1 protein-coding gene is annotated in these 13,631 nt (G+C 63.5%); it reads left to right on the top strand.

All coding sequences use genetic code 11. The annotated features are described in order from the left end of the window. Window positions 1-459 precede the first annotated feature (459 nt). Window positions 460-13,443, top strand: a complete 12,984-nt coding sequence (locus HNQ83_RS14615; RefSeq protein ID WP_175389616.1) for a non-ribosomal peptide synthetase — start codon at window positions 460-462, stop codon at window positions 13,441-13,443. Window positions 13,444-13,631: the final 188 nt, after the last annotated feature.

Below are 13,631 nucleotides of genomic sequence, written 5' to 3'. Positions count from 1 at the left end.
AATCACCCTGCTGCCAAATAGGTTGGTGGGACGACGAGAAGGCCGGGGCCGTCCTACACATCGAGCGACAAATTATGTTGAATGATAATGATTGTCAATTGAGAAAGAGAACTAATGCTCCGTGAAGGTGCAGAACGAGAACTGCGACACGCTGACTCATCCCCGCCCCGGTTGGCGTTCAGCCCCGGCGACTAATTATTTCAAGATGTCATCCGTTCTCATTGGTGAATGGCTCCGGGCAGATGCCCCGGACACACAGCATTGCCAATGCCTCGCGCGGTCGGCGAAGACCGCGTCCTGCGCGCCCTCGAATAGGGCGCGATGTCCGTGGGAGCGAGCCTGCTCGCGAATGCAGTCCGTCATTCAGCCTCTGTGTTGACTGACAGGGCCTTTTCGCGAGCAGGCTCGCTCCCACAAAAACCGATTCCATTTGCAAGCCGAATTCAGGCAGGAAACCTCATGACCGACGCGTTCGAACTCCCCAGCACACTGGTCCAAGCCCTCCAGCGCCGCGCGACCCTGACGCCGGACCGGGTGGCCTTGCGCTTTCTCTCGGAAAGCGAAGATCAGGCTGTTGTGCTCAGTTATCGCGAGCTGGATCTGCGAGCGCGGACGATTGCCGGCGCGTTGCAGGCCGAGGCTGAATTTGGCGAGCGTGCGGTGTTGTTGTTTCCCAGCGGCCCGGATTACGTCGCGGCCTTCTTTGGTTGCCTGTATGCCGGGGTGATCGCCGTGCCGGCCTATCCACCGGAGTCGGCCAAGCGTCACCATCAGGAGCGCCTGCTGTCGATCATCAGCGATGCCGAACCGCGCCTGCTGTTGACCAGCGCCGGCCTGCGCGATGCCTTGCAGCAAATTGAAGGGGCGCCGCCCCTGCTGTGCGTCGACACGCTCGACAACGGGCTGGCCGAGCGCTGGGTCGCGCCGGAACTGCAGGACGATGACATTGCCTTTCTGCAATACACCTCCGGTTCCACCGCGTTGCCTAAAGGCGTGCAGGTCAGCCACGGCAATCTGGTGGCCAACGAACTATTGATCCGTCACGGTTTCGGCATCGATCTGAACCCTGACGACGTGATCGTCAGCTGGCTGCCGCTGTACCACGACATGGGCCTGATCGGCGGTCTGCTGCAACCGATTTTCAGCGGCGTACCCTGCGTGTTGATGTCGCCGGCGTACTTCCTCGGCCGGCCATTGCGCTGGCTGGAAGCGATCAGCGAGTACGGCGGCACCATCAGCGGCGGGCCGGATTTTGCCTACCGACTGTGCAGCGAGCGGGTCAGCGAATCGGCGCTGGAGCGGCTCGACCTGAGCGGCTGGCGCGTGGCGTATTCCGGCTCCGAACCGATTCGCCTCGATACCCTGGAGCGCTTCGCCGAGAAGTTCGCCACCTGCGGTTTCACCCAAGACAGTTTCATGGCCTCTTACGGTCTGGCCGAAGCCACGCTGTTTGTGGCCGGTACACCGCGTGGCCAGGGCATCGGCAACCTGCGTGTCGACGATCAGGCCCTGACGCAGAACCGCGCGCAAGCGGGCGAGGGCAGCGCGATCATGAGTTGCGGCATCCGTCAGCCCGATCATGGGGTGCTGATCATCGACCCCGTCACGCTGACCGAGCTGGTAGACAATGCCGTCGGCGAAGTCTGGGCCAGCGGCCCGAGCATCGCCCATGGCTACTGGCGCAATCCCGAGGCGTCGGCCAAAACCTTCGTCCAGCACGCCGGCCAGACCTGGCTGCGCACGGGGGACCTTGGCTTCATGCGCGGTGGTGAACTGTTCATCACCGGTCGCTTGAAAGACATGCTGATCGTACGCGGCCACAACCTTTATCCACAGGACATCGAGCAGACCGTCGAGCGTGAAGTGGAGGTGGTGCGCAAGGGGCGTGTCGCGGCGTTCGCAGTCAATGTCGAGGGTCAGGAAGGCATCGGCATCGCCGCGGAAATCAGCCGCAGCGTGCAAAAAATCCTGCCGCCCGACGCCTTGATCAAGGCGATTCGCCAGGCCGTTGCCGAGGCGTTTCAGGAAGCGCCGGGCGTGGTGGTGCTGCTCAATCCCGGCGCGTTGCCCAAGACCTCCAGCGGCAAGCTGCAACGCTCGGCGTGCCGCAATCGCCTGGCGGATGGCAGCCTGGACAGCTATGCGGTGTACCCGTCGGCCACGACTGAAGGACAGGACTCGACGGCGACGGCCTCTGAGCTGGAAGCGTTGATCGGCCGGATCTGGGCCGAACAACTGAACGTCAAACAGGTCGGCGCCGACGATCATTTCTTCCTGCTCGGTGGCAACTCCATCGCCGCCACGCAGGTGATTGCCCGAGTCCGTGAAGCGCTGGGGCTGGAGCTGAACCTGCGCCTGCTGTTCGAGGCGCCGACCCTGGCCGCGTTCGCCCGCGCTGTTGCGCAGCAACAGCAAGACGGCGGCAGCGCCCAAGGCGATATCACGGTGTTGTCGCGCACCGAGGCGATGCCACAGTCGCTGGCCCAAAACCGCCTGTGGATAACCTGGCAGCTCGATCCACAGAGCAGCGCCTACAACATCCCGGGAGCCCTGCGCCTGCGCGGCGAGCTGGACGAGAACGCATTGCGTGCCAGCTTCCAGCAGTTGATCGAGCGCCACGAATCCCTGCGCACGCGGTTCTTCGAGCGTGACGGCGTGGCGCTGCAACAGGTCGAAGCCGCCGGTGAGTTCAACCTGCAACGGATCGACCTCAGCGATCTGCCGCTCGCCGAGCGGGAGGTTCGTGCGCAACAGATCCGCGAGGATGACGCCCGCACCCAGTTCGATCTGGAACAAGGCCCGTTGCTGTGGGTGACGCTGGTGCGCCTGGACGACGAAGACCATCAGCTGTTGGTGACGATGCACCACATCATCGCCGACGGCTGGTCGCTGAATGTGCTGATCGACGAGTTTTCCCGGCTGTACGCGGCAGCGTCTCAGGGGCAACAAGCTGTGCTTGCGCCATTGCCCACGCAGTACGCAGATTACGGCAGCTGGCAGCGCCAGTGGCTGGCGCAAGGCGAGGGTGAACGGCAACTGGCTTACTGGAAAGCACAACTGGGTGACGAACACCCGACGCTGGAACTGGCCACCGACCATCCGCGTTCCGCCAAGCAAATCCACAGCGCCGCCCGCCACACGGTTCGCCTGGGCGCGCCCCTGAGCGAGGCCATTCGCCGGACCGCCCAGGCCCATGAATCGACCACCTTCATGTTGCTGCTCGCAGCGTTCCAGACCTTGTTGCATCGCTACAGCGGACAGCGTGACATCCGTATCGGCGTGCCGAATGCCAACCGACCGCGCCTGGAAACCCAAGGCCTGATCGGCTTCTTTATCAACACCCAGGTGCTGCGTGCCGAGCTGGATTCGCGCCTGTCGTTCATCGAGTTGCTGGAGCAAACCCGTCAGGCGGCGTTGGGCGCGCAAGCGCATCAGGACCTGCCGTTCGAACAATTGCTCGAAGCCTTCCCGCAGGCCCGCGAACAGGGCCTGTTCCAGGTCATGTTCAACCACCAGCAACGCGATCTCAGTGCCTTGAAACGCCTGCCGGGGTTGCTCGCCGAAGAGCTGGCGTGGCACAGCCGTGAAGCCAAGTTCGATCTGCAATTGCACAGCGAAGAAGATCGCAGCGGTCGCCTGACCTTGTCCTTCGACTACGCCGATGAGCTGTTCGACGTTGCGACCATCGAGCGTCTGGCCGAGCATTTCAACAACCTGCTTCAAGCCATTTGTGAGCAACCGGCCACGGCGCTCGGCGACCTGCAACTGCTGACCTCGACGGAACACGATCAGCAATTTGCCTGGAGCGTTGCCCCCTGCGATCCGGCGCAACAGTGGCTGCCGGAGCTGCTCAACGAACAAGCGCGACTGACCCCGGAACGCACCGCATTGCTGTGGGACGGCGGCAGCCTCGACTTCGCTCAATTGCACACCCAGGCCAATCGCCTGGCCCATTACCTGCGCGACAAAGGCGTCGGCCCCGATGTGTGCGTGGCCATCGCCGCCGAGCGTTCGCCGCAATTGCTGATCGGTCTGCTGGCAATCATCAAGGCCGGTGGCGCCTACGTGCCGCTGGACCCGGATTACCCTGCCGAGCGTTTGGCCTACATGCTCAACGACAGTGGCGTCGAGTTGCTGCTGACCCAGACCGTTTTGCTCGACCGCTTGCCGACCGCTGACGGCGTCAGCGTGATCGCCATGGACGCCCTGCATCTGGAGAGCTGGCCCAGCCATGCGCCAGGCCTGCATTTGCACGGCGACAACCTGGCCTATGTGATCTACACCTCCGGCTCCACCGGGCAACCGAAAGGCGTCGGCAACACCCACGCGGCGCTGGCCGAACGTCTGCAATGGATGCAGAGCACCTATCGCCTGAACGGCAGCGACGTGCTGATGCAAAAGGCACCGATCAGTTTCGACGTGTCGGTGTGGGAATGCTTCTGGCCGCTGATCACCGGTGCACGTTTGTTGCTCGCCGGTCCCGGCGAGCACCGCGATCCGCACCGTATCGCGCAGCTCGTTCGAGCTCACGGCGTGACCACGCTGCACTTCGTGCCGCCGCTGCTATCGCTGTTCATTGACGAACCGCTGAGCGCCGAATGCACCAGCCTGCGCCGGGTGTTCTCCGGCGGCGAAGCCCTGCCTGCCGAACTGCGCAACCGCGTGCTGGCGCAACTGCCGGCGGCGCAACTGCACAACCGTTATGGCCCGACCGAAACCGCGATCAACGTCACGCACTGGCACTGCTCCAGCGCCGATGGCGAGCGTTCGCCGATTGGCCGGCCGTTGGGTAATGTCATTTGCCGGGTGCTCGACAACGACTTGAATCCGGTTCCAGCCGGCGTACCCGGCGAACTGTGCATAAGCGGCATTGGCCTGGCCCGGAGTTACCTCGGCCGTCCTGCGCTGACCGCCGAGCGTTTTGTAGTCGACCCACTGGGCGAACAGGGCGCGCGGCTGTACCGCACCGGCGACCGTGCACGCTGGACCGCCGATGGCGTAATCGAATACCTCGGCCGTCTCGATCAGCAGGTCAAACTGCGCGGCTTCCGCGTCGAACCGGAAGAAATCGAAGCGCGCCTGCTCGCCCAAAACGGCGTCGCCCAAGCAGTGGTGCTTTTGCGCGAAAGCTCGGCTGGCGCACAACTGATCGGTTACTACACCGCGACCGACGAAAGTGAAATCGAAGAGGTCCAGACCACGCGCCTGAAAACCGCGCTGGCCGCCGAGTTGCCGGAATACATGGTCCCCGCGCAGCTGATGCGCCTGGACGCGATGCCCCTCAGTCCGAGCGGCAAGCTCGACCGACGCGCCTTGCCGGAACCGCAGTGGCAGGTTCGCGAACACGTAGAGCCGGTCACCGAACTGGAACAGCAGATTGCGGCGATCTGGCGCGAAGTGCTCGGCCTGAAACAAGTCGGTCTGCGCGATGACTTCTTCGCCCTCGGCGGTCATTCGCTGCTGGCCACGCAAATCATCTCCCGCACCCGTCAGGCCTGCGACGTCGAACTGCCGCTGCGCGCACTGTTCGAGAACAGTGAGCTGGGCGCATTTGCCGAACAGATCCGCCTGATTCAGGCCAGCGGCCACACCAACCAACAACCACCAATCGAAAAGGTCGACCGCAGCCAACCGGTGCCGCTGTCCTATTCCCAACAGCGCATGTGGTTCCTCTGGCAAATGGAACCGGACAGCCCGGCCTATAACGTCGGCGGCATGGCGCGCCTGCGCGGGGTGCTGGATGTCGGGCGTTTCGAAGCGGCGTTGCAAGCACTGATCCTTCGCCACGAAACCCTGCGCACCACTTTCCCGAGCATCGACGGCGTGGCCCGTCAGCAGGTGCAGGCCGAGACGGGCGTGCGCATGGACTGGAAGGACTTCTCGGCACTGGCCGCTGATGTCCGCGAGCAGCGCGTGCAGCAACTGGCCGATGATGAAGCGCACCTGCCGTTCGATCTGGAGGCCGGTCCGCTGTTGCGCGCCTGCCTGGTCAAGACCGCCGAGCAGGAACACTACTTCGTGCTGACCCTGCACCACATCGTCACTGAAGGCTGGGCGATGGACATTTTCGCTCGCGAACTCAGTGCACTGTATGAAGCCTTCGTCGACGACCGTGAATCGCCGCTGGCACCGTTGCCGGTGCAATACCTGGATTACAGCGTCTGGCAGCGCCAGTGGCTGGAGTCCGGCGAGCGTCAACGCCAACTCGACTACTGGACCGCGCAGCTGGGCCGCGAACATCCGTTGCTGGAGTTGCCCGGCGACCGTCCGCGTCCACCGGTGCAAAGCCACCAGGGCGAACTGTTCCGCTTCGACCTCAGCGATGACCTGGCGGCACGGGTCCGTGCCTTCAACGCGCAACAGGGCCTGACCCTGTTCATGACCATGACTGCGGCACTGGCCGTGCTGCTTTACCGCTACAGCGGCCAGACCGACCTGCGCATTGGCGCGCCGGTGGCGAACCGTATTCGTCCGGAAAGCGAAGGGTTGATCGGCGCGTTCCTCAACACCCAGGTGCTGCGTTGCCAGCTCGATGGCCAGATGTCGGTCGGTGAGTTGTTCGAGCAAGTGCGCCACACGGTGATCGAAGGCCAGTCCCATCAGGACCTGCCGTTCGATCATCTGGTGGAGGCCTTGCAACCTCCGCGCAGCGCCGCGTACAACCCGCTGTTCCAGGTGATGTGCAACGTGCAGCGCTGGGAGTTCCAGCAAAGCCGCACCCTGGCCGGCATGACCGTCGAGTACCTGGCCAACGATGCCCGTGCGACCAAGTTCGACCTCAATCTGGAAGTCACCGACCTCGACCATCGCCTGGGTTGCTGCCTGACCTACAGCACCGATCTGTTCGACGAACCGCGCATTGCGCGCATGGCCAAACATTGGCTCAACCTGCTGGAAGCGCTGATCGCCGATCCGCAACAGCGCCTGAGCGAACTGCCATTGCTCGATGACTCGGAACGGCAGCAGTTGCTCGACAGCCTCGGCGTCGAGCCGGGGGAGCATCGTCTCGACCAATGCATCCATCACCTGTTCGCCGAGCAGGCGCTGGTGCGCAAGGACGCACCGGCTCTGTCCTTCGCCGGGCAGACCTTGAGCTACGCCGAACTCGACAGCCGCGCCAATCGCCTGGCCTGGGCGCTGCGCGAGCGCGGTGTCGGGCCGCAGGTTCGTGTGGGCCTGGCGCTGGAGCGTTCGCTGGAGATGGTCATCGGCCTGTTGGCGATCCTCAAGGCCGGCGGCGCCTATGTGCCGCTGGACCCGGAATACCCGCTCGATCGCCTGCATTACATGATCGAGGACAGCGGCATCGGCCTGCTGCTCAGTGACCGGGCGATGTTTGCCGCCCTGGGTGATCTGCCGGCGACCGTGAACCGCTGGTGCCTGGAGGATGACAGCCCCGCGCTGACCGATTACCCGGTCACCGAGCTGCCCTTTATCAGCCTGCCGCAGCATCAGGCGTACCTGATCTACACCTCGGGCTCCACCGGCAAGCCGAAAGGTGTGGTGGTGTCTCACGGTGAAATCGCCATGCATTGTCGCGCTGTGATCGAGCGCTTCGGCATGCGCCCGGACGACTGCGAGCTGCACTTCTATTCGATCAACTTCGACGCCGCCACCGAGCGTTTGCTGGTGCCGCTACTGAGCGGTGCGCAGGTGGTGTTGCGTGCGCAAGGTCAATGGGATGCCGAAGAAATCTGCGACCTGATCCGCACCCATCGCATCAACATCCTCGGTTTCACCCCAAGCTACGGCAGCCAGTTGGCGCAATGGCTGGCGACGAAAAATGACATTTTGCCGGTGCGCATGATCATTACCGGCGGCGAAGCACTCACCGGGGAACACTTGCAGCGGATCCGCGCAGCATTCAAGCCGAGCCTGTTTTTCAACGCCTATGGGCCGACCGAAACGGTGGTCATGCCATTGGCCAGCCTGGCTCCCGAAGTATTGGAGGAAGGCCTGGGCAGCGTGCCGATCGGCAGTGTGATCGGCGATCGCGTGGCGTACATTCTCGACGCCGATCTGGCCCTGGTGCCGCAAGGTGCGACCGGCGAGTTGTTCGTCGGCGGCGCCGGTCTGGCCCAGGCGTATCACGAGCGTGCGGGTATCACCGCCGAACGCTTTGTCGCCGATCCGTTCGCGGCCAATGGCGGGCGGATGTATCGCACGGGTGACCTGGTGCGCCAGCGTGGCGACGGGCTGGTGGAATACCTGGGGCGAATCGATCATCAAGTGAAGATCCGTGGTTTCCGCATCGAACTGGGCGAGATCGAAACCCGGTTGCTGGACCACGAATCGGTACGTGAAGCGGTGGTGTTGGCGCTCGATGCGCCGAGTGGCAAGCAGTTGGTGGGCTATCTCGTCACCGACGTCGCTGAACAGGATGACGCGCAACAATCCGCGTTGCGCGAAGCCCTGAAGTCGCACCTCAAAACGCAGTTGCCGGATTACATGGTGCCCACGCACCTGATCCTGCTGGGCAGCATGCCGCTGACCGCCAATGGCAAGCTCGACCGTCGCGCACTGCCGGCACCGGACCCGGAGCTCAACCGTCAACAGTACGTGGCGCCGAGCAACGAACTTGAGCAGACCCTGGCGCAGATCTGGTGTGAAGTACTCAACGTCGAACAGGTTGGCCTCAACGACAACTTCTTCGAACTGGGGGGCGACTCGATTCTGTCGATTCAGGTGGTCAGCCGTGCGCGCCAGCAGGGGATTCACTTCAGCCCGCGGGACCTGTTCCAGCACCAGACCGTACAAACCCTCGCCGCCGTGGCGACCCGCACCGAGCAGGTCACCGCAGAACAGGGCCTGGTCTCGGGCAAGTCGCACCTGACACCGATCCAGCACTGGTTCTTCGACACCGATATCCCGCAGCGCCAGCACTGGAACCAGGCGTTGCTGTTGCAACCGACCTCGACACTGGAACCCCATCGCCTGGAGCAAGCGTTGCTGGCGATGATCGAACAGCACGATGCCTTGCGCCTGCGCTTCAGCGAAGTCGCTGGCCAATGGCATGCCGAGCACCAGGCGATTTCCGATGCGCCGGTGTTGTGGCAGGTGCGCGTTTCGTCCATGGACAAATGCGCCGCGCTGTTCGCCGACGCCCAGCGCAGCCTTGACCTTGAAGAGGGGCCGCTGATGCGCGTGCTGCTGGTCGATGGTCCCGAGGGGCAGCAACGGCTGTTCATCGCCATTCACCACTTGGTGGTGGACGGGGTTTCCTGGCGCGTCTTGCTCGACGACCTGCAAACCCTGTATCGCCAACTCAAGGCGCAGCAGTCGGTGAAACTGCCGGCGAAAACCAGTGCGTTCAAGGACTGGGCCGCACGCTTGCAGGCCTATGCCGGCAGCGAATCCCTGCGTGAAGAACTGGGCTGGTGGCAGACGCAATTGGCAGGGCCAAGCGGCGACTTGCCCTGTGATCATCCCGAGGGCGGCCGGCAAAACCGGCATGCGCAAACCGTCAGCGTGCGCCTCGACAGCGAACGCACCCGGCAATTGCTGCAACAGGCACCGAGCGCCTATCGCACTCAGGTCAACGATCTGTTACTGACCGCTTTGGCCCGTGTGCTGTGCCGCTGGAGCGGTCACGCTTCGGCACTGATTCAACTGGAAGGCCATGGTCGCGAGACACTGTTCGACGAGATCGACCTGACCCGTACCGTCGGTTGGTTCACCAGTGCTTATCCGCTGCGCCTGACGCCCGTGCAAGCGCAGGGCGACTCGATCAAGGCGATCAAGGAACAACTGCGTGCCGTGCCGCACAAAGGCCTGGGTTACGGGGTGCTGCGTTATCTCGCCGATGACCTGAGTCGCCACAGCATGGCCGCGTTGCCGGTGGCGCCGATCACCTTCAACTACCTCGGTCAGTTCGACCAGAGCTTCGGTGCCGATGCGTTGTTCCGTCCGCTGGATGAAACCATCGGTGCGGCCCACGATCCGCGGGCGCCGTTGCCTAACGAATTGAGCGTCGACGGTCAGGTCTATGGCGGTGAACTGGTGCTGCGCTGGACCTTCAGCGCCGAACGCTTCGATCCGCACACCATCAGCGAGCTGGCCGACGCCTACGTGGGCGAACTGCAAAGCCTGATCGAACACTGCTTGCGCGATGACGTGGGCGGCCTGACGCCGTCGGACTTCCCGCTGGCGAAACTCAGCCAGTCGCAGCTGGATGCGCTGCCGGTGTCGGCCGCCGTCATCGAGGACGTCTACCCGCTGACCCCGATGCAGGAAGGCATGCTGCTGCACACCTTGCTGGAACCGGGCACCGGCCTGTACTACATGCAGGACCGCTATCGCATCAACAGCGAGCTGGATCCGCAGCGTTTCACCCAGGCCTGGCAAGCGGTGATTGCCCGTCACGAAGCCTTGCGCGCATCCTTCTGCTGGAACGTCGGCGAAGACATGCTGCAGGTTATCCACAAGCCGGGCAGCACGCCGATTGAATACCTGGATTGGAGCGATATCACCGACGCCGAGCAGGAACCGAAGCTGCAAGTCCTGCTCAAGACCGAGCGCGAGGCCGGGTTCGATCTGCTCAACCAGGCACCGTTCCACCTGCGCTTGATCAAGGTCGCCGCGGCGCGTTACTGGTTCATGATGAGCAACCACCACATCCTCATCGATGCCTGGTGTCGCTCGCTGCTGATGAACGACTTCTTCGAAATCTACAGCGCCCTCGGCGAAGGCCGGGAAGCGCAACTGGCGGTGCCGCCGCGTTATCGCGACTACATCGGCTGGCTGCAACGCCAGAGCCTGGCCGAAGCGCGGCAGTGGTGGAAAACCAATCTGCAAGGCTTCGAGCGGACCACGCCGATCCCGAGCGACCGGCCGTTCCTGCGCGAACATGCCGGCGACAGCGGCGGCATGATCGTCGGCGACCGCTACACCCGGCTCGACGCCCGCGACGGCGCGCAACTGCGGGAACTGGCGCAGGCCCATCAACTGACCATCAACACCTTCGCCCAGGCGGCGTGGGCCCTGGTGCTGCGGCGCCTGAGCGGTGATCGCGACGTGCTGTTCGGCGTCACGGTGGCGGGGCGTCCGGTGGACATGCCGCAAATGCAGCGCACGGTCGGCCTGTTCATCAACAGCATCGCGCTGCGGGTGCAGATGCCGCAGGACGGCCAGCGCTGCAGCGTGCGCCAGTGGCTGACCGGTTTGCTCGACAGCAACATGCAGCTGCGCGAATACGAATACCTGCCGCTGGTGAACATCCAGGAACAGAGCGAGTTGCCCAAGGGCCAGCCGCTGTTCGACAGCCTGTTCGTGTTCGAAAACGCCCCGGTGGAAGTCTCGGTGCTGGACCGTGCGCAAAGCCTCAACGCGACTTCGGATTCGGGCCGCACCCACACCAACTTCCCGCTGACGGCGGTGTGCTATCCGGGGGATGACCTGGGCCTGCACCTGTCCTACGACCAGCGCTACTTCGACGAATCCACGGTCGAGCGCATGCTTGGCGAGTTCAAGCGACTGCTGCTGGCGTTGGTCGAGGGCTTCCACGGTGACATGGCCGATCTGCCATTGTTGGGCGCCCAGGAGCAGGAGTTCCTGATCCACGGCTGCAACCAGAGCAGTCACGACTACCCGCTTGAACAGAGCTACGCAGCATTGTTCGAGGCGCAGGTGGCCGCGCATCCGCAGCGAATCGCCGCCACTTGCCTGGATCAGCAGCACAGCTACCAGGAGTTGAACCAGCGCAGTAACCGCCTCGGTCATGCCTTGATCGCTGCCGGTGTCGGACTGGACCAACCGGTGGCGTTGCTGGCTGAACGCAACCTTGACCTGCTCGGCATGATCATCGGCAGCTTCAAGGCGGGGGCGGGATATCTGCCGCTGGACCCGGGGCTGCCGAGTCAGCGCCTGAGCCGCATCATTGATCTGAGCCGTACGCCGTTGCTGGTTTGCACGCTGGCCTGCCGCGAACAGGCACTGGCGCTGCTCGATGAGTTCGGTTGCGTCAATCGACCGAAGTTGCTGGTGTGGGAAGAGGTGCAGGCGAGCGAGGCATCGACGGCCAATCCGGGCATCTACAGCGCGCCGGACAATCTGGCCTACGTGATCTACACCTCGGGCTCCACGGGTCTGCCCAAGGGCGTGATGGTCGAGCAGCGCGGCATGTTGAACAACCAGTTGAGCAAGGTGCCGTACCTGGCCCTGAGCGACGCCGACGTGATTGCCCAGACCGCCTCGCAAAGCTTCGACATTTCGGTCTGGCAGTTCCTCGCCGCGCCATTGTTCGGTGCGCGGGTGGACATCGTGCCAAACACCATCGCCCACGACCCCCAGGGTTTGCTGGCACACGTTTCGGCCCAGGGCATCACTGTGCTGGAAAGCGTGCCGTCGCTGATCCAGGGCATGCTCGCCCAGGAGCGCATGAGCCTCGACGGCCTGCGCTGGATGCTGCCGACCGGCGAAGCAATGCCGCCGGAGCTGGCGCACCAGTGGCTGCTGCGTTACCCGGAGATCGGGCTGGTGAATGCCTACGGTCCGGCGGAATGCTCGGACGATGTGGCGTTCTTCCGGGTCGACATGGCCTCGACCCGCGGCAGCTATTTGCCGATTGGCACGCCGACCGATAACAACCTGCTGTACCTGCTCGATGGCGCGCTGGAACTGGTGCCGCTCGGTGCTGTGGGTGAGTTGTGCGTCGCCGGCACCGGGGTCGGGCGCGGTTATGTCAGCGATCCGCTGCGCACCGCACCTGTGTTCGTGCCCAACCCATTCGGTGCGCCGGGCGAGCGTCTGTACCGCACCGGTGACCTGGCCCGCCGTCGCAGTGATGGTGTGCTGGAGTACGTCGGACGGGTCGACCATCAGGTAAAGATTCGCGGCTACCGCATCGAACTGGGTGAAATCGAAGCGCGCCTGCATGAGCAACCGGAAGTCCGCGACGCGGCGGTCGGTGTGCAGGAAGGCGTGAACGGTAAGCATCTGGTGGGTTATCTGGTGGCTGCGGATTCAGCATTGAATCCGGCTGAACGCCTGGAGCGCATCAAGCAGCGCCTGCGCGCCGAACTGCCGGAATACATGGTGCCGCTGCACTGGCTGTGGCTCGACAAACTGCCGCTGAACGCCAACGGCAAATTGGATCGCAAGGCTTTGCCGGCATTGGAAATCGGCCAGTTGCAGAGCCAGGATTACCAGGCGCCGCGCAATGACCTGGAGCAAACCCTGGCGGCGATCTGGGCCGAAGTGCTCAAGGTCGAGATGGTCGGTGTCCGCGACAACTTCTTCGAACTGGGCGGGCATTCGTTGCTGGCCACGCAGATCGCCTCTCGGGTGCAGAAAACCCTGCAACGGGACGTGCCGCTGCGTGCGATGTTCGAGTGCAGCACGGTGGAGGAACTGGCGGGGTACATCGAAGGTTTGGCGGCCAGTGACATCACCGAGGAGAAGGTGGATCGCCTGAATGATCTGATGGCGGAACTGGAGGGGCTTTGATTCTTTAGTGCCTGTACCGGCCCCTTCGCGAGCAAGCCTGCTTCCACAGCGGATTGTTGGACACGAAATTTGTGAACAGCCTTGATCCCTGTGGGAGCGGGCTTGCCCGCGAAGGCGGCTGTACAAGCGCATACAATCGTGCGATTGACTGCAAACCGTCAGCCGCTCAACCTTCCAGCTCCAATTTC

Source organism: Pseudomonas sp. C2B4 (genome assembly GCF_013359695.1).
Lineage (GTDB): Bacteria > Pseudomonadota > Gammaproteobacteria > Pseudomonadales > Pseudomonadaceae > Aquipseudomonas.
This window is presented reverse-complemented; position numbering and strand designations above follow the sequence as displayed.